The following is a 19,973-nucleotide window of genomic DNA, read 5'->3' as shown; positions in this document are numbered from 1 at the left end:
TGGCAGCTAAGAAGAACCCCGCATCCCGCCGAGCTGGTGAAGCCGCCCGCCGAGCCGCAGCAGCACAACGCATCGGTCCGCGCCCCGCAAGGCCGACACGCCCGCGGCACCTCTACGACCTCAACCCCCCGGGCTCCTACTACCGAGAGTGGGACACGCCGAATGGCACGGACGAAGAGGTGATGCACAAGGTCAACGACACCTTCGGGCCGGACTCCGATGCGGCCCTCGGCATGCGCTTCGTGCTGGAGTACCGCAAGACCTACGGGCCGCGCGTTCCAGTCATGGCCGCACGTCAGCTCGATCAGATCGTGGTCCGGACAGACCTTGCGACCGGCCTTGCTCAGACCATGGACATCCCGCCAGAAGAGGCGCGAGAGCACCTGCACACTCTCCACGCGCGGGGAGAGCTCCTGATCGCCGACGACGGCTCCCTGTGGATGACCGTGCCACCCGGGACCGGTACGAACGACCGCTGGGTCTTCGTGGAGAAGAAAGCGGACGCACCGCTGGAGACCACCGCCGACTGATTCGAGAGCCTGAGCGATCTGTGTTGTCATCGGGCCGGTGTACACGCCAAAGCGGACACCTCCCTGAGCAGGCAGAACGCGTGCTTCGTGATCCATCCGCCGAGAGTGCCCGAGGCTGCCTGTGGACAGAGGCCGGCCAGCGCCAGCTGCGGCCATCCCTCCCGCCAGACGACAAAGGATCTTGAAGTGCGTCCCGTCGGACGGGACGCCGCCCCGCGCGGTGGCGGGCGACGACCGGTGCGCTGGCAAGCCGGACCTGGCGGCTCCGGTGACTGCTGACGGTGTGATGTCGGCCATGACCGCGCGGCAAAATGACTGCTCTGTGCGGTAGTACCGGTATGTGCAGGCATGCCGAAGCTGGCGGCCCGCAGGATGGTCATGCACAATGACTCCTGCCGGGGCTCCCGCCTACGGCATGACGAAGCCCCCGTAAAGGTGCTTCCGGTTTCTCGGCGAAACCTGAATTACGAGAACCGTCCGACCGGCTCCCAACCGGACGGACGACTCCTTCGGAAGGGCCTCCCAAGCCCTTTCCGGTGGCAGATGGGCGCTGAGCCGAGGTGACTCCCAATCACCTGGCTGAGCGACCCGGGGCGGCACGAAGACCCGTATGGGCGCCGCCCTCGACGATCACGTCATCCCGGCCTCCTCGCTCAAGGCGCGGAACCGGGCGTGCGCGGACATCACGAACACCCCGTCGAAGGACCAGCAACCACGGTTGCTGTGCCCACGGCGGGGTGCGGTGTGTCGGGTGACAGGTACGGGTACCCTGGTCACGTCGGCACCTTCCTTCTGCGAAAAGGGTGCTCGGCAGGCTCTCGGACCCCTCCTACAAGGTCCGTCGGCCACGTGGCCCCTCTCGCCTTGCTCAAGGGCGATGACCGGGGCCACTTTCTTTTGATCAACGATCGGGGCCACTCTACCGGCCAACTGAGATTCGCGGTGCCGCTCGGTCTCACGTGTCTTCACTGCCTACCTCGCCTCGAGGAGTTGCTGCCTGATCGGTGTGCGCGGCGAGTGCTGCTGAGAAGAGGGCACCAGCGCGCTGTAGAAAGTCACCTCGGGGAGGCGCGGGTTGTCCCGGGAAGCTGTTCATTGGCCGTCCCGACCGATGAACCCTTGAGCTTGCGTCAGGTAGGCGTAAGCCATGCCCACATGGTGGTAGCGGGCTGCACCTACGGTCACGAGTGCCATGTCCGCAGCGTCTGCGGCGCGCTGGAGGGTCGGCGCTACGGCGGCCGGCACCTCGGGAGCAGAGGCGAAAGCCAGGAGTCGTTCCACGACCGCTTCAAGTTTCGCATCGGCAGGTAGGCCGGCCGGGCCGTTGGGCACGCAGAGGGCGGGGAGCCAACCGGTGTCAGCGTCCAAGGCGCTGCGAAGCTCCCGCACCAATTCCTCGCTGGTCAGGCGCCTCTCAGCGGTCATGAAAGTGAACTCCTGATGCTTGAAGGGGGTACGACCAGGCGCCCCAGCCATCTGGCTGGGGCGCCTGGTGGTCAGGCCAGCGGAACCGCGAAGCGGAGCTTCCAGCCCTTGCTCAGCACGTGCTGGGTGACCTCGACAACACGGCCTTCTGCAGCCGTGCGGCCGACGTGGGTGATGGTCATGACCGACTCGCCTTCGGCCAGGCCGAGGCGGGAAGCCTCTTCCTGTGTGGCGAGGCGGAGCTCGATGTCTTCGACGGCCGTGTCGCCCTGATCAAAGCCAGCTTCCTTCATCCGGCTGATGATGCCGCCGACGCCCGTGTCCACCTGTTCGATGCCCGCAGCCTCGGCCACATCAACCGGGATGTAGGTCTTGGCGAGCTGGACCAGGCGGTCGCCGTCGAACATCTCCCGACTACGAACCACTACCGTGTTCGAGCCCAGGAGCTCGGCGACGTCGGCGGGCGCGGCGACGCGGCTCACAGAAACGTCGGTGCGCGGAGTGCGGCCAGTGCGGCGCAGCTCGGCGTCAAAGGCGCCATGCGCCCCGTCTTCTTCACGCTGGCCGGTGGTGTACCGAGTGCGTGCGTCACGCAGGATCGTGCCGGTGCTGTCGATGCTGTTGCTGGGCATGTGGTGCGTGCTCCTTATTGGTGCTCAGGGTCTTCGGTATGTAGCTGAATCAGCGCGAAGGCGCGATCAGATCGCGTCAGGCGTCTCGATCACCCACTCATACGCCAACCTCCATTTGGACCGAGGCAGGACATGTAGGCCGATCTCGACAACACGACCTTCAGCGGTCAGTCCCTTATGCGTGATCTCCATGACGGCCTGCTCGGCTGGGACGCCGAGTGCTTTTGCCTCTGCTGAGGTTGGAGATCGCACCTCGATCTCCTCTCGGAGACGTACCTGCCTGAAGCCGGCCTCCGCCAGGCGGGACTTGCTGCCTCCAGTACCCGTATTGCTCTCAGCGAGTACCGGGCAGGCATCCGCTACGTCCTGTGGAAACCACGACGTGGCAACCTGGATGACCTCTTCGGCCTCATCGTTGCCGGGGATCCCGACAGGCATGATCCGCTCGCGCTTGAGGGTCTTGGCGCGATGGTGCATGCCGAAGGCTTCGGCAACCTTCTTCGGAGGCACGTCCCTAGCGATGGTGAGGATCACCGGTCGCGGCTCGAACCCCATCGCGCGCATCTCGGCTTCGAACGCACCGACGGCCCCGCCGGCCTCCCGCAGCGATGGCAGGTATCGCCGGTTTCGCTCGCTCACGATCTTGCCGAGCACCAGCGAGACGTAGGTGCCCTTCCCCTGCTTGGAGAACAGCAGGCCCTCCCTCTCCAGCAGGCCATAGATGTCGCGGGCCGTCTGGTAGGCGATGCCGTGTTCTTTTTGCAGCTGAGGCACACCAGGCAGGCGCGACCCAGGCGCGAGTACGCCCCGCGCGATCTTGTCTCGGATCTCGGCTGCGATCCGTTCGACCTTCCCTGGCTCCTTCTGCTTGGCGGCCACCGCTCCCCCTCTCGTACGCATCGTGCGGGCTAGCGGATCTCACTACCCGATACGCACAGCATGGCATGACTAGTTGTTTCCGGAAAGCTAGGGCTCGTCTCTATGTGATCTGCTTCAGAAAATAGCAGGTCAGAGTGGGTTACTGGGGCAGGTTAGCTAGACAGGTTGACTCAAGGTGGATACGAGGGTTCTAATCGAGGTGCCCCAGCAAGCGGTGAGTAGCCGGATGCAGGGAGTAGTCGGTGGTGTGCTCGCGCGCTTCGGAACACCCATCAGCCGCAAGACCGCAGTAGTCGTCCGTCCTTCGGGGCGGCCGGGGTTGAGAGCACCATCCAACTCCCCCGGGCCTGACCGCATGACGACTGTGTGTAGGTCGCAGCGCTGTGCGCTGTCTGTCCTGCGGGAGGCCGGCCTTGTGCCGTGCGGCCCGGAGGGCGGAGAGAGCATCGCGACGCTTTCCCTGCCGCTCCGTCACGAGGAGTCCAGATGTCTGATTCGACCCTTGAGCGCACCGCCCGGCCCCGCAGGAGCCGGACCCGCTCCCGCACCGTCAACGCTCGCCCGGCGCTCGTCCTCTCCACCCTCAAGCCCAACCAGTACGACCTACGCCCCGCCTGCACGTCGCTGGTCTGCCCCGACTGTGGGACGTGGGTGCCGATCACCGGCCTCGGGACCAAGGCGCCCAAGGTGGTGCCGCACGACACCGGCCGCGCGCTCCAGGCCCCGGCCGTCCGCTGCCGCCTGGGCAGCAACCGCCTCATCACGGTCGACGTCACGGTCCGGTCGTGGCAGGAGCGCCTGGAGGACGGGCACGCGGAGACCGGCCACCGCCGCAAGACCACCGTGCGGCGCAAGCCCAAAGTCGCGCCCGCCCTGGCCGTCAGCCAGATCGCGGCACGGGTGGCGGCGTCGGAAGACGGAGGTCGGCTCCTGTGGATGGTGCGCAAGGAACAGTGGGCGGCGACCGAGAAGCGGGTCCGCGACGCCGACGCCCGCCGCGCGCAGCTGCCCGGCGGCGACGCGCCGCTGGGTGCGCCGCCGGTCCCGCTCACGACGCTGCACCCCCAGCGCCGCCGCACGTCCTGACGCGCTCTGGACGAGCGACCACGGCCCGGCCGCCCCTTCTACAGGGGCGGCCGGGCCGTGGTCGCTCGTACAGCAGTCGACTCCCCGACTGGGGAGTGCAGGACGGCAGCCCCGGAGATTAGGGCCTCCGGAGCTGCCCAGGACCTGACTCGGAGGACCTGATGCAGCAGAGCATGACACGCCAGGTGGTACAGCCGTCGGCCGGCATCATCGATGACATCGAGCGCGAGGACGACTCCAAGGGCTACGAGCCCGAGGACGCCGTGACGGTGCCCAGGATCGTCCCCGTGCCGGCCGTCGTCGACGAGATTGGCCCCCGCTACCCCGGCGCGATCTACCAGAACACGACCGGCCGCTACGAGGTCCTGGCGCTCATCACGGACCCGGCGGAGGCCGCCCGGCTGCTGCGCCGGAACAGCGCCCGCTGGGCGGTCATCGTCCGCGACACCCTCCGCCCGGACGGTCAGCCCCACGCGGTCGGCATGGTCTGGACGAACGAGGACTACCTGCTGCGGCCCGGCAAGCCCCCTTACGCCGCCGCTGCCTGACGGACGGCCACGGTCCTCCTCCACCCTCATCGGCGTCCCAGGGGGTGGAGGCGGGCCGTGGCCGGCCGCCCGGCCGGTCACGGCGACAGCCCCGGAAGGTGAGAGCTCCGGGGCTGTCCGGTCAACGGAACCTGACTAGGAGATCCTCTTGACCACCGCGATCATGACACGCCCCGCGGCCCCGACAACAGAGGCCGCGACCACCCCGCTGACCGCCGACCGCCGGCTCGGCGAGCTCCTGGCCCGCCTCGTCGACGAGGCCGACGCCCGCATCCCCGCTGACCGCCGGACCCGCCGCACGCTCCAGGAGATGATGCCGGGCTACGAGCGGCAGCCCGTGCTGGTGCTGCACCGCCCGGTCATGGCCGCCGAGCCCGACGAGCCCGACGAGCCCTGCTTCCTGTGCGGCCGGTGGGGCTGCGACCCGTCCACCTGCCCGCCCGCATCCACGGCGCCCGCGCCCGTCACGGCGGGGACCACGCTGCAGTGCGCGGTGTGCGGCGGGAGGTTCGGCACCGTCCCGACACCGGCCGGTACGGGTACGGCCTGGGTGTGCAGCGCCTGCCAGCGCCTCGGCAGCTGATGCCGCACCTCATACAGGCGGCCCGGGCGGCGCAGCACCGCGCCGCCCGGGCCGCCGCCAGCATCGGCGCCGCTCATCCCCTGACCCGCTTGCTCCTCGCGGCCGCCGCCCTGGCCGTGGCCGCCGCGTGGGAGGCGGGCCACCGCGTCGCCGACCTCCATCCGACCCGTCGGCACGAAAGACATGCCCAGTGCCTGAATCACCGCTCTACCAGCGCTACATGAAGGCGTACCGCGCTCACCGGGACCATCGCGCGGCCTGCTCGACCTGCACCGACGAGGACCGCTGCGTCGAGGGCCAGGAGGTCTGGGCCGCGTTCGCGCGGGCCCAGGACACCTACCTCAAGCGCCGACGCGGCTGACCGCGCCGCTCCCCGGCGTCTCGCCGGACCCCCGACACAGACAAGCCCCGGGGGTCGCATCCCCGGGGCCGCCCTCGTACACCTACCGGACCTTCTGGGAGGCCCTGATGCACACCATCGTACGCACCGCCCGCTACAGCTACGGCGCCACGTCCACCGCCGCCCCCGACCGGCCCCAGCCCGCCTGCGCCGGCCAGGAACCCGACCTGTTCTTCCCCGTCGGAGACACTGGCCCGGCCCTCCTCCAGGAGCGGGAAGCGAAAGCGGTCTGCGCGCGCTGCCCGCTGATCGAGCCCTGCCTGCAGGGCGCGCTGGAGCGGGGCGAGGCCGCCGGCGTCTGGGGCGGCCTGTCCGAGCAGGAGCGCCGCTCCCTCAGGCGCCGCGATGCCCGCGCCCGGGCCGGGGCCGGGGCTGCCTGACTCCCCGCCGTACGGGACCGGTCGGCACGTCACCGCCCGCCCCGCAGTGCTGCTGTCGCCCGGCCGCCCGCACCGCGGGCGGCCGGTCTTTCGTACGACCCCGGCCCGGGAGAGCCTCGGGCCTTCCCCACCCTTCTCGGGAGATCTCATGAATCGCACCACCCCGACCGGCGCCCGGCGGCTGCCGGCGTCGCTGTGCACGCACACCCCGGCCTGCCCGACGGCCGACAGCCCCGACCGGGAAGCGGCGCGCACCGTGGCCGAGCACCCGGAGCAGGGCTGGAGCCTGCTGTGCAACGGCGTCCTGCTCTTCGAGGACACCGGCGAGCTCCTGCCCGACGGCCGGGCCGTCACCCCGCACCGCCACCTCGCCCTGGTCTGACGGCTCCCCGTCACCGCCCGCACCGCCCGCCACCGCGGCGGCGCGGGCGGGCGGTGGCGGGGAGCCGGACAGCCCGGCCCGCGTGATCCGTGAGGAGCTACGGATGCCCATCTCCACCCCGGCCGCCACCACGACGGCCACCACTACGTTCCGGGTCGACGACTTCGTGCTGTACCGGGACCCGGTCATGTTCTGGCGCGGCGAGCCCGGCCACACGGTCGTCTGCCGCGTCACCAACGCCGAGCGGTACAGCAGCGGCAAGACCCGCTACACGCTCGTGCCGGTGACGGGCGGTCTGATCCGTAACGCGATGGGCGACTACATGCGGCTGCTGCCGCCGCTCGACGCGATGCGGGACATCGACACCGCCCCGCTGAACGCCGCCGACGCCGGCGATGGCATGACGGCGGCCGCGATGGCCTGGCTCGCCCAGCAGCACACGACGGCCAACCGCAGCCCGGAGCTGCCGCCCCACTGACCCGCCCTCCCCTCACGCCCTGCCAGGCCGCCGCCGCTCCCCCGGCCGGCGGCGGCCCGGCAGGCACCCCCAGAAAGGACCCCGGCTGTGAGTACCCGACGCCAGCCCGCCCGCAAGGCTCCCGCCAAGAAGACAACGACCAGGGCCAAGACCACCACGGCCACCGTGGTGGCCGCAGCGGCCGCGGCGGCCGGCGGCCCGAGCGAGGGCACCGACACCACGGTGGCCACCTCCCCCGCCCCCGCCCCTTCCTCCCCCGCCCCCGCCCCTTCCTCCCCCTCCCCCGCGCCGGTGCCGGAGGTGGACACCGAGGCGATCGTGGCCGCCGCCCGCGCGGAGGCCGACCAGCTGCTCGCCGCTGCCCGCACCGAGGCGGAGGCCCTTCTCGCGCAGGCCCGCCAGCACAGCGCCGACGCCGACGCCGCCGCGGAGAAAGCGCAGGCGGAGGCGGACAGCATCCTCACGGCTGCCAGGGACCAGGCGATGCGGATGCGCAAGCTCACCGAGGAGCAGATCGCGGCGGCGGAGGAGACCGTGCAGCGCGCCCGCACGATCGCCGACGGTGACCTGGCGGCGGCCGAGCAGACCCTCGCCCGCCGCCGCCAGGCCGCGGAGAAGCTCCAGGCCGAGGCTGAAGCGGAAGCCGCCCGGATCGTGGAGGCCGCCCGCACCCGCGCGGCGCAGTTGCGTACCGAGGCCGAGCAGGACAAGGACCGCGTCCAGGCCGAGGCCGACGCCACCGCCGCGCACGCCGCGCACCTGGTGGCCGAGGCCAAGCAGCGGGCCGCCGACCTGGTGGCCGCTGCCGAGGACGACGCCCGCGCCCGCCGCGAGGCCGCGACCGAGATGCGCCAGCAGGCGGAGAAGGACGCCGAGCAGCTGCGCGCCCAGGCCCGGGAGGAAGTCTCCTCGGCCGAGGAGGACGCGGCGAGGATCCTGGACCACGCCCGCGGCCAGGCCGCCGAGGTCCTGCGCGAGGCGGAGCAGGACGCCAACGACACGCGCGGCGAGGCGCAGGAGGTCCTCGAGGCCGCGCAGGCCCGCGCCGAAGAGGACGTCCTGAAGGTCCGCTCGATCGCGGAGGCCAAGGCGGCCGGCGCCATCTCCAGCGCGGAGGCCGCCGCGGCCGAGCGGATCACGGCGGCGGAGAAGGAGGCGGGCCGCCTGGTCGCCGACGCCAAGCGGGAGGCCGCGCAGGTCCGCAACCATGCCCGTGCCGAGGAGCAGAAGGCACGGGCGGAGCTGGAGGCCACCCGGGCGGAGGTCACCGCCGCCCAGGCGCTCATCGCGAAGCAGGAGAAGAGGAAGAACTTCGTCAACACCTGGGGGCCGCGCGTGGCCCTGGGCGCGACGATCGTCCTCACCGCCTCCGGCGAGTTCGCCCTGGCCCAGCTGAGCGGCTGGCCCGCCCAGGTCGCCTGGGCGCTGCCGCTGGCGATCGACGTCTACGTCGTGCAGGCGTTCCGCCGGCACCGCGATGTCGCGGGCGCGCTGATCCTCATGGTCGCCGCGAACGCGATCTACCACCTCGCCGACGCCAAGCTGATGGGTGTCAACGCCAAGGGCGACCCGCTGTGGTGGCTCATCGTCGGCGTCGCCGCCATCGCCCCCTGGGTGATGTGGCGCATCCACCAGATCACCAAGGAGCCCGGTGAGACCGGCACCGGTGAGACCGCAACCGCGGGCGGCGCCGGGCCGGATGAGACGACGCGCACCGTGCCCGCCGGTGAGACCGAGCACACCCGGGCCGCCGATCTCACCGGCTTCGGTGAGACGGTTCCCCACCCGCGCACCGCCCCGGCACTCGCCGCTGAGACGGGTGAGGGTGAGACCCGCCGGGAACTTGAGACCGGTACCGCTGAGATCAGCGGCCCGGTGAGCACGACTGAGACGGCGTCTCACATGCGTGAGACGCCCAGGTCAGGCGGTGAGACGAACTCCCCGGCCAGCAGCACCGCTCCGGTGGCGCTGCGCTCCGGTGAGACCGGCCGCCCCGCACTCGCCCGGGATGCTGAGATCGAGGGGCAGATCACCTCGCTGCTCAGTCTCATGTACCGGCGCCAGGGCGCGGAGACCGTCTCAGTGGACGAAGCCAAGGACGTCCTCGGTGTCTCACGCGCCACCGCCGGCCGCCGCCTTGAGATCGCACGGACCCGCTTCCGCAACGTCTCGTGAGATCACACGGCCCGACCCCGGGCCACCACCCGCACACCCACCCGACCGAGAGGAGCTCGCCATGAGCGCCCTGACCTACGCGATCGGCCTGATCCTCGCCGTGATCACCCTCGCCCTGATCACGGCGACGCCGTTCGCTCTGGCCCACTCCCGCACGCTGCGCGACCACGGCCCCGGCTGCTGGTGGTGCCACCCCCGGCTGGGGCCGCGCAAGCGGCGCTGAGCCGGTCATTGGAGTCCGGCACACACCAGTGAGGGCCAGCCCGCTCGAATCGGGCTGGCCCTCGCTGCGACTGCCGGAAGCAGCCCCAGTCCCCCAGTACAGCACCCCCACCGATTCGTTTGAGGAGAAACCCCTGATGAGCAAGGACATTGCCACCCGCGTCACCACGGGCGTGCAGGCACTGGCGCTGCTCGGGCAGCGTGAGGGCTGGCAGGCCCAGCACCGTGGGAGTCTGCTGACCGACGCGCAGACCTACGACGCTCTCGCCGATGCGATCCAGGCCGATCTGAAGGCCCGCCGTCTGGACGGTGACCTGCCGTGGGGCATCTCGGCCGCGGCCCGGGCCCGGAAGCGGGTCAAGCCGCTCAGGGACGCCGCCCGGGCAATGCGGCAGGCCGCCAAGGCCATCAACGGCACGGTCGCGGCGTACGAGGAGACCCAGCCCGAGACCGTCCTGCGGCGCCGCGAGGACAAGGCGCTGCGTAAGGCGCAGCGCAAGCAGCAGCTCGGCGCGGCCGCCCACAACAGCGCCCAGGCCACCCTCCAGAGGCTCGTTCCGGGCGAGGGCGACGAGGCGCCGGCCGGAGCGCCGAAGCTGCTCGGCGACTACTTCGGCAAGCAGCAGCGGGGGGCCTGATGCCCGCTGCGATGTCCCCGAAGAAGGCGGCCCACTGGAACGCCCGATTCGAACAGGCCCGGGCCGCGGGCGAGAAGGGTCCGGAGGAGTTCTTCCGGACCTGGCTCGACCTGGTGAAGGTTTCCGCGATCCAGAAGGTGCGCAGCACCGGCGACCACGCCGTGTTCAACGCGCTGTCGGCGGAGCTGGAACGCCTTTACCGGGATCACTGCCAGTAATCGTCATCGTCATCATCATCACCGCCGGAAAGGGGGTTGACGGGGGTCCCAACCACGCGTACGCGTACGCGTGCGAGGCGGCCCCCTTCCCTCACCGGCAGTCACCAGGAGAGGAGGGCGCGTGTCCGACGACGACAGCCCGGACAACGTGTTCCCCATGCCCCGGATCGGCTCCCCGCCGCCTCCGCCCGTCCCGCCCCCGCCGGCCCTCGACGACCCCCCGCCGGAGCCCGGCGCGGACTCCGCGACTGTTCGAATTTCCGCGTTCGACGCGCCCGCCGTGCCCCACGCGCCGGGCACCTCCAACAGCGTTCCGGCGGCCCTGCGCAGTGACGGCGTGGACCCCGCCGCCGCGCCGGACCCGCACGGCCTTGCACCCCGTACCGGCGCGCTGTCGCTGGCGGCGGTCCTCGCCATCGCGCTGGCCGCGTTCGAGGGGCTGCAGACGTGGCTGAAGGAGGCCGGGCCGCGCCGGGCCGAAGCCGCCAAGCACGAGCGCGAGGTGGAGCTGCTCGCCGCGAAGGCCCGCGCGGACGCCGCCCGGCTGGGCGCCGAGGCCGACAAGGAGAACGCCAGAGCCCGCCGGGTCCCCTCCAGCCACGAGTACGGCCGCAGCGCCCTCGGGCGGGGTTCTGGCAGCCCGGGACGCGGCGGTGGCGGCATCGGTCCGGGAAGGGGCGGAACGGGCCGCACGGGGCCGCACAGCGGCTCTGCGCACGGCCGGGGCACCGGCGGCGCGGGACGGCCCGCGCACGGCCGCACCAGCACTAGCAACGGCTCGACGGGCGTCGGGCCGGGGCGAAGCGGCGGTCCTTCACGGAACGGCAGCCCGCAGGGACGCAAGGACGGTCCTGGGAGCGGTTCGGCCGGCGGTGGCGGTACCCGGGGCGCCACTGGCACGGGCGGCGGTGCCCGGGGTGCCGGCGGTCCGGGCGGCGGCGCGGCCGGGGGCGGCGGGCGCCGCTCCCCCCGGCAGGCCGTGGCCGACTGGTGGAGCAAGGGCAAGAAGGCCGGCGGCGGTTCCCGGGGGCCGGGCGGTTCCGGTGGCGGTTCGAGCCCGGGGCCGAAGTCCTCCGGCGGCGCGGACAGGAAGGCCGCGGTCCGTGACGCGGTCAGGAACGCCCGGACCGCGCCGACAGCGTGGGCCGCGCTCGGGGACCGGGTCAGGGACCGGTGGAAGCGCCGCCCTGGCCCGGCCGCCGGCCGGGACAGGGCCGGCGGGAAGGCGAAGAAGCCCGTCAACGACGGCTGGACGGCGCCCGGCGACCGCGTCACCTTCCTCGACGCGCTGTTCAAGACGGTCTCGGACCGGTGGGAGAAGCGGCGCGAGCGCTGGGACGCCACCGGCGGACCACGCCGCAAGCCGGGCCGCCGTGAACGCGGCGGCCCGCAGGACCAGGAGGAGCAGGCCGAGGACGAGCGGCTCGAGGAGGAGTGGTTCGAGGACGAGCGGTCCTCGCCGTTCGACGCGGACACCGGCCACGGCATCACGGTCACCTGGGAGCAGGTCGACCCGCCCGGCGCGCACGCCAAGCGCTGGGAACCGGACCAGATCGCACCCCCGCGGCAGGCCCTGCCGCAGCAGGGCGCCCCCGCGCTGCCCCGCGCCCCGCAGCGTCCCGCCGGGTCCCGGCCCGGCACCACCCGCAGGAAGGAACCCATCCCCATGCCCCCTGCCCCCGCGAGGACCGCCGGCACGACGGCGACCGTGACGGCTTCGCCGGCCTCCCGGCACGCCACCGACATCAGCCTCGACCATGCTCTGGAGGCGCTCACCAAGCTGACCACCGCCGGCATGGAGAGCCACGACGACGCCGCGCATCTGGCCCGGCTGGCCCGCAAGCTGCTCGGCGAGCTGGAGCTGATGGCGCAGGACCTGGCCGCCACGCACAACGTGCGCGGCCCGCGCACCATGGCCGCCGTGGTGGTGGTGATGGAGAGCGTCGCGCAGCTGGTCGCGGTGTCCGAGCGCATGGCCCGGGCCTCCCTGCGCGCCGCCGAGATGTCCGAGGCGGAGGAGACGGCGATGGCCCGGGACTACCGGCCCGTGCAGGCCGCGACCGCCGACGCCGGTCTCGCCGCGCCCAGCGCCCGTATCCACAACGAGAACTGAGAAAAGGGGCTGCCGATGTCACGCATCGTGAGCACAGTCGCCGGGGACGGCGCCAACAACGGATACACCGCACTGGTCGCGAAGTTCACCGCGCTGCAGCACGCCGCGTCGGCTCTGCTGGAGGAGGCCGAACGCATGGCCCACCGCATGCGGGCCAACGCCGACGCCGCCGTCACGGTCGCCGACCTCTGCGCGGCCGCCGAGGTCGACAGCCGGCACGTCGCCGCCGTCGCCGACATCAGCGTGGCGTTCTCCCGGGTGGCCGGTGGCTACCAGCAGGTGATGAGCACCGCCGACACGCTGCACACCGCCGCCGGGCGTCTCAAGAGCGAGCACCGGGCGGAGTACGGCGGCATCCACGCCGCCGCCACCTCCTCCAGGGCCAAGCAGGCCAAGCCCGGCTTCTACCAGCAGACCTGACCCACCCGACAACCCGCAACCACGCCGGGGCCCGCGTCCGCACACCGGACGCGGGCCCCGGCGCATGTGCCCGCCACCCCGCTTCCCAGCAGCCCGGCCGGGCGGCCGGGCCGCTGCTTCGTACTGGCCTCGCCGGACGCCGTACCGCTACCGGGCGGTACGGCGCCCCGCACGACCAGCCCGCAAGCAGAGACCACCGACAGCTCCCCCCGCCCTGAGCCGACCCGGAAGGAACCGACCGATGAGCAAGATGCCCCTGCGGGCGAAAGCAGAGATGGCCGCCTACGGAGCATCAGCCGCCGCCCTGGCCTACGTCCCCTCCCTGGAATCGGCACCCGCCCACCTCACCGCCACCGCCGTCAGCGGCGGCTGCGTGTGGTGGCTCTACCGCAAGGTCAAGACCCGGGACTTCCGCCGCACGATCCGCACCGCCCAGCGGGTGCTGGGACCGGTCACCGGCGGCGCCGTCTACGCCGCCGCCGCCGTCGTGCCCGGACGCCCCTGGTGGGAGCCGGCCATCGCGCTCGGCTGGGGCGCGGCGATGACGGCCGCGCTGCCCGTCACCCGCTCCACCTGGACGCCGCCGGCCGCCGCCCAGGCCGCCTACCCGCCCGGCTTCGCGGGCCTGGTCATGCGCATGTGGGACACGGCCGAAGCCGCCCCGCAGACACGGCTGGAGAACGTCGAGCAGACCATCGACGCCGCCCACCCGGACTTCACCGCCGACATCGTCGCCCCCGCCGGCAAGCCCGTGCCGCACATCGAACTGGTCGCCGCGGCCGCCGCGTTCGGCGTGCCCGCCGCCTCGGTCACCATCGGGGAGATCCCCGGCACCGGACCGGGCCGCGTGCGGCTCACCGTCGCCCCGACCGCCCGCCGCGGCGGTGGCGGCATCGAGGCGATGTGGGCCGAGAAGGTCGCCCGCCCCGGCGGCGCCATCCCCGGCAGCGAGATCGTCCGCGTGGAGCAGTTCCCCGCCCGCGGTGACCTGCCCGCCCGCGGCATGGTCCTCGCCCAGGTCGACGCCGGCGAGATCGCCCGCATCAACCACGGCCAGCTCTGCTCCGCATTCGGGGTGGAGCCGGAGGAACTGCGCCTGGTCGCCGAGGCCCGCGGCCGCGAGGCGCTGGTGACGCTGTACGAGTCGGCGCCGCTGAAGGCCTCCCGACGCGCCACCCGGGAACTGCTCACCCTGGACGCGTACGGCCGGTACACCATCGGCACCGCCCACGACGGGTCCGACGCCAAGGTCCACATGCAGTCCGCGGCCGGCACGCTGCACGGCTTCCTCGTCGGGGTCACCGGATCGGGAAAGACCGTCTCCCTGGCGCTGATGTGCGCGGCGTGGGCGCTGGCCGGCCTGGCGACCTGGGTGACCTCCGCCCGGCCGGATGCGCAGATGAGCGCGGTCGGCCGGCACATCGACCGGCAGAGCGCGGGCGCGGTCTTCACGTGGTGGATGCTCAAGGCCGCCATCGCGCTGATGGACATCCGGGGCACGATCAACGCCGAGGCCGGCCACGACTTCTCCGCCCACTCCCCCTACCCGGGCCTGGTCCTGGTCCTCGACGAGTTCAACTCCCTGGTCGGGGACGACGCCCTCGGTGACGAGATCGCCCGCATGACCGACGTCCTCGCCCGCGAGGGCCGCAAGTTCGGCATCGGCATCGTCTTCGCCGGCCAGTCCCTCAACCTGTCCAAGCTCGGCGGCGAGGCGTCCCTGCGCGACCAGGTCCAGGGCGGCATCGGCGTGGTGCTGCGCATCGCCAACGCCTCCGGCGGCATCGCCGCCCGGCAGGCCACCGGCGGACTCGCCGGGGACGTCGACCTCGCCGACATCCCCGACCGGTTCAACGCCTCCATGTCCCTGATGGCCCGGATGGGCGGCGTCATCGACGACGTGCCCGGCGAGCCCACCCAGGGCGTCGGCCACATCGTCACCGGCTCCGGCGCCACCATGATGCGCAGCCTGTACGTGCACCTGCCCAAGGACGGCTCCCGGGACGGGCTGGACGACATCTTCCCCGAGGGCGGCGGCATCAACACGCTGACCGACCGGGAGATCAGCGCGCTGACCGAGCTGGGCCTGTGGCACGACTGGACGATGCCGCCGCCCTCCACGAACGGCGACGGCGACGGCGACGAGGGCGCGCTGCCGCAGTTCAGCGGGATCGGATCGTTCGCCCCGCCCGCCGTGAAGACGAAGCCCCGCACCGTCAAGGACCAGGTCCTCGACGTCGTCGACCGGCAGATGACCGCCAAGGAGATCCGCGGGCAGGTCGACGCCGCCGCCGGCACCGTCCGCAACGCCCTCAGCGACCTGGTCACCGACGGCCGCCTGGTCCAGGTCGACCACGGCGTCTACGCGCCCGCCGGCCACACCACCGCCGGCACCGGACAGGACGGGCCGACAACGCAGCCCGCCCCCGCCCCGGAGGGCGTGGACGGTGACCTGGTCGTGCACGCCGCCGACCTCGTCATCAGCAGCCAGTTCGCATCGCAGTCGATGCTGCAGCGCAAACTCCGCGTCGGCTTCGCCCTCGCCGGGCGCCTCCTCGACGTCCTGGAGCAGCGCGGCATCGTCGGCCCCGCCGACGGCAGCAAGGCCCGCGACATCCTGGTCGCCGCGCACGCCCAGGACGACGTCCTGCGCGAGCTGCGCGCCGACTACGACCTCGCCGCCGACGACTGACCCTCACCGTCCAGCCGCCGCCCCTGGCACACCGCCAGGGGCGGCCGCACCCCCGCGCCCGGCACCCGTCCGGGCCACACCACACCACCCCGCCCCGTGGAAGGAAACCCCCGTGATCGTCTCCGTCTCCGCCGCGCTGCTCCTGGCCGTCGTCGTGGTCGTGCTGCTGCGCCAGCGCACCGTCACCACCGGCTCCGCCCTGGTCTGCGGCGCGTTCGGGTTCTGCCTCGCCTCCACCGGCATCGCCCCGGCCATCACGCACCTGCTGCACGCCCTCGCCGGGCTCGTCTCACTGCACTGACAGGAGGAGACTCCGCCATGGCCGCCTCGCTGCCCACCGCGCCCGCCGCCACCGGCCGGACACCCCCGGCGGCATCTCCCGCCGCCGGTGACCGTCTCAGCCTGGACGCCCGGCTCGCCGCCGCGGAGGCGGCCATGACCGTCCGGCTCGACGAAGCGGCCGTCGCCCACGAAGTACGGACCGCGCACATCCACACCGAGCCCGTCGACCTCGCCGACGTCATCACCGTGCCGCTCACCCCGGCCCTCCAGCCGCCGGCGCGGCAGCTCCCCGCCACCCCGGTGGCCGCTCTCCTCGAGCGGGCCCGGGCCCGCATGGAGACCGACGGCTGGTGCGCCGGAGCGCTGAGCGACACATCCGGAGCGGTCTGCCTGCTCGGCGCCATCCGCAAGGAAGCCGGCGGAGACCACGCTCTGGAAGCCGACGCCGCAGCCGTCGTACTGGACGCCATCCGCCGCCGCTTCGGCGACCACGTCGAATCCGTGCCGTCCTTCAACGACGCGCACCGTACCGGCCGCGTCCCCATACACGTGCTCGGTGAGGCCACATCGATGGCCGACGCCCGCGGTCTGTAAGCCCCGCTCCGGCCACCACGCACGCTTCAGTCGGCCGGCGTCCAGGGCGGAGGCGGGCTCGTGCTCTCCCCACCGCAGTTCCAGCACTCGAACTCGTCAGGCACCTCGTACTTCTGCGTCCACCACGACACGACAGGCTCGCCCCACACCACGCACTCGGTACCGCACCAGCCGCACACGAAGACGAAGTCCACGAACGCCCTCCCCACTGCCTCGCCCTGGTCGGCCAGCATGCCCAAAAAGCCCCCTCAGTGCTCCACCGATTCCGGCACTCTCCAGCGCTGACCCGTCGCCCTGCCCTGTCCCCCCCCCATGCGGGCGAGGACCGGACAGGCCGCCCGACCACCCGCCGCGCCCCGCCGACACCAGCCCACCGTCGGCGGGGCGCGGCTCTCTGTCCACCAACACCAGGAGGACCAGCCCGTGCTCACACCCCGCCCGCGCCGCCGGATCGGCCGGCCCCGCCCGCAGCGCCCCGGCCCCCGCTACCCCCAGCGCCCCAACCGGCTGCCCGGCGCCTGGGGCCGCTGATGCCCAGGAGGCGCAGGAAGCGGCGCCGCGAGATCAAGCGCGTGCCCCGCTCGGAGGCGTTCCTGCCGGAGTTCGATCGCGGCGCGGTCCCCGAAGGACTCGTCACCCGGCGACAGCTCAGGGACATGGGCCTCAGCCCCGGCGGCAACGACGGCCCGGTCGCGATTCTGCGCTGCAAGTGGTGCTCGTACCGGCCGCAGTGGTCGTGCAACCACCCCACCCGCGGCTTCCTGCTCCGGGTCGACCTGGCCGTGCCCAAGCGCGTCCCGACACTCGCCCAGGAATGGGCCCTGGACCGGGCCATGGCAGCTCGCCAAACCTGCGGGGACTGCGGGAGGCGGTTCTTCTTCTGCCTCTCGAAGAAGCTCGGCTGTTGCATCGAGTGCTTCGACGGCACGCCCGTGGACCCCAGCAGCTACCTCGAGCCCGCGATACCCGCCGCTCACCGGCTGGCCGCGTAACGCGGACCCCGTCCCGGCCACACAGGCCGGGACGGGACCGCCCCGGGCGGCCGCAGCACCGGCAAAAGGCCGGCCGCCCGCTCCCTCACCCTTCGAGATCAGGAGAACCCAAGCATGCATGCTCACCGTCCCGCCGTCTTCGCCGCCCTGCTCGGACTGACCCGCGCCGCCAGCGCCGCCGGCGACTTCTGGGTGCAGAACGACTTCTGTGCCCGGGTGAAGGGCGCCTCCGACGACCACCCGGTCACCTACGAGGACCCGGCCACGAAGGAGAAGACGACCCACGGCACGGCCGACGGCCGTATGGCCTGCCTGCACCACTGCCTCACCTACACGGCCACGCAGGCGATCGTCGCCGGGGCCGGCGCCCGCGCGCTCGGCATCAAGGTCCACCCGGCCGCCGCCACGGCCGCGCTCGCCATCTCCTTCACGACCCACTACGCCGCGGACCGCCGCGTCCCGGGCAAGGGCCTGCTGGAGAAGATCGCCACCAAGACCGGCAAGGGCGGCTTATACAAGCTCGCCGACTTCGGCATGAACGGCGCCTTCCACCTCGATTCCGCCTGGCATCACGGCTGGGAAACGGTCGCGGCCGTGGTCGCCAGCACCAAGGCGACCACCCGATGATCAGCCGCACCCGCCTGGACCGGGTGCGCGCCTCGGTCGGCATCGCCCAGCTCGCCCTCCAGCAGATCGAGGACGACCTGAGCGCCGATGACGTCGACGCCCCCGAGCTCGCCGCGATCCTGCGCGAGCTCCAGGAGGACGTCGACGTCCCCGGCGGCCTCATCCCGATGCTCGCGCAGCTGGTCACTGCCGCCGCGCGCCGGGCGGAGCAGATCGAGCCCGACCACGACGGTGACGCCTCCTGCCCCCTGCACGAGGCCGCCGCCCTGCTCACCGACAACGCCGGGCAGCGCCTGAACTGGGCTGCCCGCTCCCTCCACCCGCAAGGAGATCTCACATGACCGAGCTGCCCTGCTACCCGCCGATGCCCGAGCACAGCCTGGTGGTCCTCATCGGCCCGTCCGGCGCCGGGAAGTCCACGCTCGCGCGGACCTGGCCCGCATCCCAGGTCCTGTCCCTGGACGCGCTGCGCGAGGTCGTCAGCGACGACGCGGGCGACCAGGACGCGACCGGCGACGCGGTCGCCGCCCTGCATCTGCTCCTGGAGGCGAGGATGCGCCGCCGGCTGTTCACGGTCGTCGACGCCACCAACGTCACCCGGGCCGCCCGGGAGCCGCTGCTCGCGGCCGCCCGGCGGCACAGCATGCTGCCCGTCGCGGTCATGGTCGCCACCCCCGGCAGCGTCTGCATCGAGCGGCAGGGACCAAGGCCGGACAACCGCACCGTGCCTGCGGACGTGGTCCTCAGGCAGCTCAAGGAGATGGTGGACTCGCACCGGACCCTCAGGGCGGAGGGCTTCGGTGAGATCGTCTTCTCCGACAGCCTCGGCCGGCTGCTGCCCTTCCTTCAGCGGCTGAGCGAGGCCCGGCAGACCGACCTCGGACTGGACGGCGGCGCCGGCCTCGGCGACCTGAACCTCGTGTCCCGGGTGTTCGGCGAGGAGATCGTGCCGCTGTGGCAGTGGAAGCCCGGCTCGGACATCGCCGGCGGCGACCGCGTCGCGGAGATCCGCCTCGGCCGGCAGCACCTCACCCTCGCCCTGCGCACCGACATCGACGGCCAGGGCGACGTCGGCTTCGACGTCGCGGTGCCGTGCCCGCACGACGACGAATGCACCAGCACCGCCTGGGTGCCCGCCTACAGCGTCACCTGCCTGTACCGGGCGCTCAACGGCGACTTGGACGACGAGGACATCATCTGCACCGTCCACGGCCCCCACCGCCCCGACGACCGGGACGACGACCCCGAAAGGCGCGTCGGCCTGGAAGCGCAGTACGCGGACGCGGTCCGCGAGTGAGCCGTGCCGCCGACGCTCCGCCGAACAGCCACAACCCGCCCGGCCGCGCCGGGCGCCCGCTGCTTCCCCGGGAAGGACAGCGAGCCGCAGCAGCTGGTCACCTACCACTGCACCGGCTGCGCCGCTGGGGAGAGCGAGGCCCTGGCCGCCGCGCGCAACGCCTACGACCGGGCCGTGCAGCAGATCTCCGCCGGCCGCCCGGCCCCCGACGACTCCAGCGACGGATGGGCCGCGCGCGGCCTGCGTCCCGACTGGGTCCTGGACTGGCACAAGGCCACCACCACGGCGTGGGTCAACCCCAGCAGCCTGATCTGAATTCGCCCCGAGACAGGCGCCACAGGCGTCGAAACCGTCGCCTGCCCCGGGTTCCCCATCCCGTA

General features: G+C 72.6%; 26 protein-coding genes. 22 read left to right on the top strand and 4 right to left on the bottom strand.

The genetic code is table 11. From position 1 onward, the window contains the following. Nucleotides 1-182: 182 nt before the first annotated feature. Entirely contained in the window at nt 183-530 is a 348-nt protein-coding gene (locus Sdagh_RS24720) for a hypothetical protein (protein ID WP_226535686.1), read from the top strand. 1,092 nt (nt 531-1,622) lie between these two features. On the opposite strand, the gene Sdagh_RS24715 is transcribed toward Sdagh_RS24720, so the two are convergent. From Sdagh_RS24715 to Sdagh_RS24705, 3 genes are all read right to left on the bottom strand, one after another. Further along, complete coding sequence (locus tag Sdagh_RS24715) at nt 1,623-1,955, bottom strand: hypothetical protein (RefSeq protein ID WP_190078501.1); 333 nt, start codon at nt 1,953-1,955, stop codon at nt 1,623-1,625. Nucleotides 1,956-2,026: 71 nt separating this feature from the next. Beyond that, on the bottom strand, nt 2,027-2,587 hold the full coding sequence (locus Sdagh_RS24710; RefSeq protein ID WP_190078502.1) for a UTRA domain-containing protein: 561 nt from the start codon (nt 2,585-2,587) through the stop codon (nt 2,027-2,029). 66 nt (nt 2,588-2,653) lie between these two features. Continuing rightward, the gene (locus Sdagh_RS24705) at nt 2,654-3,466 is read right to left on the bottom strand and encodes a GntR family transcriptional regulator (RefSeq protein ID WP_226535684.1); all 813 of its coding nucleotides are present in this window, start codon (nt 3,464-3,466) and stop codon (nt 2,654-2,656) included. Nucleotides 3,467-3,952: 486 nt separating this feature from the next. Between Sdagh_RS24705 and Sdagh_RS24700 the strand changes: the two genes are divergently transcribed. From Sdagh_RS24700 to Sdagh_RS24625, 16 genes are all read left to right on the top strand, one after another. Next, the gene (locus tag Sdagh_RS24700; RefSeq protein ID WP_190078504.1) at nt 3,953-4,552 is read left to right on the top strand and encodes a hypothetical protein; all 600 of its coding nucleotides are present in this window, start codon (nt 3,953-3,955) and stop codon (nt 4,550-4,552) included. 173 nt (nt 4,553-4,725) lie between these two features. After that, nucleotides 4,726-5,100 (top strand): hypothetical protein, encoded by a 375-nt coding sequence (locus Sdagh_RS24695; RefSeq protein WP_226535682.1) that lies wholly within the window; start codon nt 4,726-4,728, stop codon nt 5,098-5,100. Nucleotides 5,101-5,248: 148 nt separating this feature from the next. Next, the gene (locus Sdagh_RS24690) at nt 5,249-5,683 is read left to right on the top strand and encodes a hypothetical protein (RefSeq protein ID WP_226535680.1); all 435 of its coding nucleotides are present in this window, start codon (nt 5,249-5,251) and stop codon (nt 5,681-5,683) included. A gap of 190 nt (nt 5,684-5,873) precedes the next feature. Next, nucleotides 5,874-6,044 (top strand): hypothetical protein, encoded by a 171-nt coding sequence (locus Sdagh_RS24685; RefSeq protein WP_190078505.1) that lies wholly within the window; start codon nt 5,874-5,876, stop codon nt 6,042-6,044. Nucleotides 6,045-6,151: 107 nt separating this feature from the next. After that, nucleotides 6,152-6,463: a WhiB family transcriptional regulator gene (locus tag Sdagh_RS24680; RefSeq protein ID WP_190078506.1), complete on the top strand. Its 312-nt coding sequence runs from the start codon at nt 6,152-6,154 to the stop codon at nt 6,461-6,463. A gap of 193 nt (nt 6,464-6,656) precedes the next feature. Beyond that, a complete protein-coding gene (locus tag Sdagh_RS24675; RefSeq protein ID WP_308288765.1) occupies nt 6,657-6,845 on the top strand; it encodes a DUF5999 family protein in 189 nt (62 codons plus the stop codon). Nucleotides 6,846-6,948: 103 nt separating this feature from the next. Next, nucleotides 6,949-7,323 carry a hypothetical protein gene (locus Sdagh_RS24670; protein ID WP_190078508.1) on the top strand — a complete coding sequence of 125 codons (375 nt, stop codon included), beginning with the start codon at nt 6,949-6,951 and terminating at the stop codon, nt 7,321-7,323. A gap of 87 nt (nt 7,324-7,410) precedes the next feature. Then, nucleotides 7,411-9,498 carry a coiled-coil domain-containing protein gene (locus Sdagh_RS24665; protein WP_190078509.1) on the top strand — a complete coding sequence of 696 codons (2,088 nt, stop codon included), beginning with the start codon at nt 7,411-7,413 and terminating at the stop codon, nt 9,496-9,498. Between the two features lie 61 nt (nt 9,499-9,559). Further along, the gene (locus Sdagh_RS24660) at nt 9,560-9,721 is read left to right on the top strand and encodes a hypothetical protein (protein ID WP_190078510.1); all 162 of its coding nucleotides are present in this window, start codon (nt 9,560-9,562) and stop codon (nt 9,719-9,721) included. 136 nt (nt 9,722-9,857) lie between these two features. Further along, nucleotides 9,858-10,358 (top strand): hypothetical protein, encoded by a 501-nt coding sequence (locus Sdagh_RS24655; protein ID WP_190078511.1) that lies wholly within the window; start codon nt 9,858-9,860, stop codon nt 10,356-10,358. Next, the gene (locus Sdagh_RS24650) at nt 10,358-10,576 is read left to right on the top strand and encodes a hypothetical protein (protein ID WP_190078512.1); all 219 of its coding nucleotides are present in this window, start codon (nt 10,358-10,360) and stop codon (nt 10,574-10,576) included. Before Sdagh_RS24655 ends, Sdagh_RS24650 begins: the two co-directional genes overlap by 1 nt. A gap of 121 nt (nt 10,577-10,697) precedes the next feature. Beyond that, on the top strand, nt 10,698-12,689 hold the full coding sequence (locus tag Sdagh_RS24645) for a hypothetical protein (protein WP_190078513.1): 1,992 nt from the start codon (nt 10,698-10,700) through the stop codon (nt 12,687-12,689). Nucleotides 12,690-12,704: 15 nt separating this feature from the next. Then, entirely contained in the window at nt 12,705-13,109 is a 405-nt protein-coding gene (locus Sdagh_RS24640; protein WP_190078514.1) for a hypothetical protein, read from the top strand. Between the two features lie 241 nt (nt 13,110-13,350). Continuing rightward, nucleotides 13,351-15,801 (top strand): DNA translocase FtsK, encoded by a 2,451-nt coding sequence (locus tag Sdagh_RS24635; RefSeq protein WP_226535678.1) that lies wholly within the window; start codon nt 13,351-13,353, stop codon nt 15,799-15,801. 112 nt (nt 15,802-15,913) lie between these two features. Beyond that, nucleotides 15,914-16,102 (top strand): hypothetical protein, encoded by a 189-nt coding sequence (locus Sdagh_RS24630; RefSeq protein ID WP_190078515.1) that lies wholly within the window; start codon nt 15,914-15,916, stop codon nt 16,100-16,102. 17 nt (nt 16,103-16,119) lie between these two features. Further along, complete coding sequence (locus Sdagh_RS24625; RefSeq protein WP_190078516.1) at nt 16,120-16,677, top strand: DUF6197 family protein; 558 nt, start codon at nt 16,120-16,122, stop codon at nt 16,675-16,677. A gap of 26 nt (nt 16,678-16,703) precedes the next feature. On the opposite strand, the gene Sdagh_RS24620 is transcribed toward Sdagh_RS24625, so the two are convergent. Next, nucleotides 16,704-16,910, bottom strand: coding sequence for a hypothetical protein (locus tag Sdagh_RS24620; RefSeq protein WP_190078545.1), 207 nt, complete (start codon nt 16,908-16,910; stop codon nt 16,704-16,706). A gap of 297 nt (nt 16,911-17,207) precedes the next feature. On the opposite strand from Sdagh_RS24620, the gene Sdagh_RS24615 reads away from it, so the two are divergent. The 5 genes from Sdagh_RS24615 (at nt 17,208) to Sdagh_RS24595 (ending at nt 19,908) form a co-directional block, all read left to right on the top strand. Then, nucleotides 17,208-17,669: an RRQRL motif-containing zinc-binding protein gene (locus Sdagh_RS24615; protein ID WP_190078517.1), complete on the top strand. Its 462-nt coding sequence runs from the start codon at nt 17,208-17,210 to the stop codon at nt 17,667-17,669. A 114-nt stretch (nt 17,670-17,783) separates the two neighbouring features. Further along, the gene (locus tag Sdagh_RS24610) at nt 17,784-18,296 is read left to right on the top strand and encodes a hypothetical protein (protein ID WP_190078518.1); all 513 of its coding nucleotides are present in this window, start codon (nt 17,784-17,786) and stop codon (nt 18,294-18,296) included. Beyond that, entirely contained in the window at nt 18,293-18,637 is a 345-nt protein-coding gene (locus Sdagh_RS24605; protein WP_190078519.1) for a hypothetical protein, read from the top strand. The genes Sdagh_RS24610 and Sdagh_RS24605 overlap by 4 nt, the downstream gene beginning before the upstream one ends. Beyond that, a complete protein-coding gene (locus tag Sdagh_RS24600; RefSeq protein ID WP_190078520.1) occupies nt 18,634-19,593 on the top strand; it encodes an ATP-binding protein in 960 nt (319 codons plus the stop codon). Before Sdagh_RS24605 ends, Sdagh_RS24600 begins: the two co-directional genes overlap by 4 nt. A 3-nt stretch (nt 19,594-19,596) precedes the next feature. After that, nucleotides 19,597-19,908: a hypothetical protein gene (locus Sdagh_RS24595; RefSeq protein WP_190078521.1), complete on the top strand. Its 312-nt coding sequence runs from the start codon at nt 19,597-19,599 to the stop codon at nt 19,906-19,908. Nucleotides 19,909-19,973: the final 65 nt, after the last annotated feature.

This window comes from Streptomyces daghestanicus (genome assembly GCF_020521275.1).
In the GTDB taxonomy this organism is placed as follows: Bacteria; Actinomycetota; Actinomycetes; order Streptomycetales; family Streptomycetaceae; genus Streptomyces; species Streptomyces griseoviridis.
Note: the sequence above shows the minus strand (reverse complement) of the source record. Positions and strands in the feature narration are given on the sequence as shown.

Coding starts and splice junctions, on each gene's coding strand:
- Sdagh_RS24720 (WP_226535686.1), top strand. CDS start 183: ATGCACAAGGTCAACGACACCTTCGGGCCGGACTCCGATGCGGCCCTC.
- Sdagh_RS24715 (WP_190078501.1), bottom strand. CDS start 1,955: ATGACCGCTGAGAGGCGCCTGACCAGCGAGGAATTGGTGCGGGAGCTT.
- Sdagh_RS24710 (WP_190078502.1), bottom strand. CDS start 2,587: ATGCCCAGCAACAGCATCGACAGCACCGGCACGATCCTGCGTGACGCA.
- Sdagh_RS24700 (WP_190078504.1), top strand. CDS start 3,953: ATGTCTGATTCGACCCTTGAGCGCACCGCCCGGCCCCGCAGGAGCCGG.
- Sdagh_RS24695 (WP_226535682.1), top strand. CDS start 4,726: ATGACACGCCAGGTGGTACAGCCGTCGGCCGGCATCATCGATGACATC.
- Sdagh_RS24680 (WP_190078506.1), top strand. CDS start 6,152: ATGCACACCATCGTACGCACCGCCCGCTACAGCTACGGCGCCACGTCC.
- Sdagh_RS24670 (WP_190078508.1), top strand. CDS start 6,949: ATGCCCATCTCCACCCCGGCCGCCACCACGACGGCCACCACTACGTTC.
- Sdagh_RS24660 (WP_190078510.1), top strand. CDS start 9,560: ATGAGCGCCCTGACCTACGCGATCGGCCTGATCCTCGCCGTGATCACC.
- Sdagh_RS24655 (WP_190078511.1), top strand. CDS start 9,858: ATGAGCAAGGACATTGCCACCCGCGTCACCACGGGCGTGCAGGCACTG.
- Sdagh_RS24650 (WP_190078512.1), top strand. CDS start 10,358: ATGCCCGCTGCGATGTCCCCGAAGAAGGCGGCCCACTGGAACGCCCGA.
- Sdagh_RS24640 (WP_190078514.1), top strand. CDS start 12,705: ATGTCACGCATCGTGAGCACAGTCGCCGGGGACGGCGCCAACAACGGA.
- Sdagh_RS24635 (WP_226535678.1), top strand. CDS start 13,351: ATGAGCAAGATGCCCCTGCGGGCGAAAGCAGAGATGGCCGCCTACGGA.
- Sdagh_RS24625 (WP_190078516.1), top strand. CDS start 16,120: ATGGCCGCCTCGCTGCCCACCGCGCCCGCCGCCACCGGCCGGACACCC.
- Sdagh_RS24620 (WP_190078545.1), bottom strand. CDS start 16,910: ATGCTGGCCGACCAGGGCGAGGCAGTGGGGAGGGCGTTCGTGGACTTC.
- Sdagh_RS24615 (WP_190078517.1), top strand. CDS start 17,208: ATGCCCAGGAGGCGCAGGAAGCGGCGCCGCGAGATCAAGCGCGTGCCC.
- Sdagh_RS24610 (WP_190078518.1), top strand. CDS start 17,784: ATGCATGCTCACCGTCCCGCCGTCTTCGCCGCCCTGCTCGGACTGACC.
- Sdagh_RS24605 (WP_190078519.1), top strand. CDS start 18,293: ATGATCAGCCGCACCCGCCTGGACCGGGTGCGCGCCTCGGTCGGCATC.
- Sdagh_RS24600 (WP_190078520.1), top strand. CDS start 18,634: ATGACCGAGCTGCCCTGCTACCCGCCGATGCCCGAGCACAGCCTGGTG.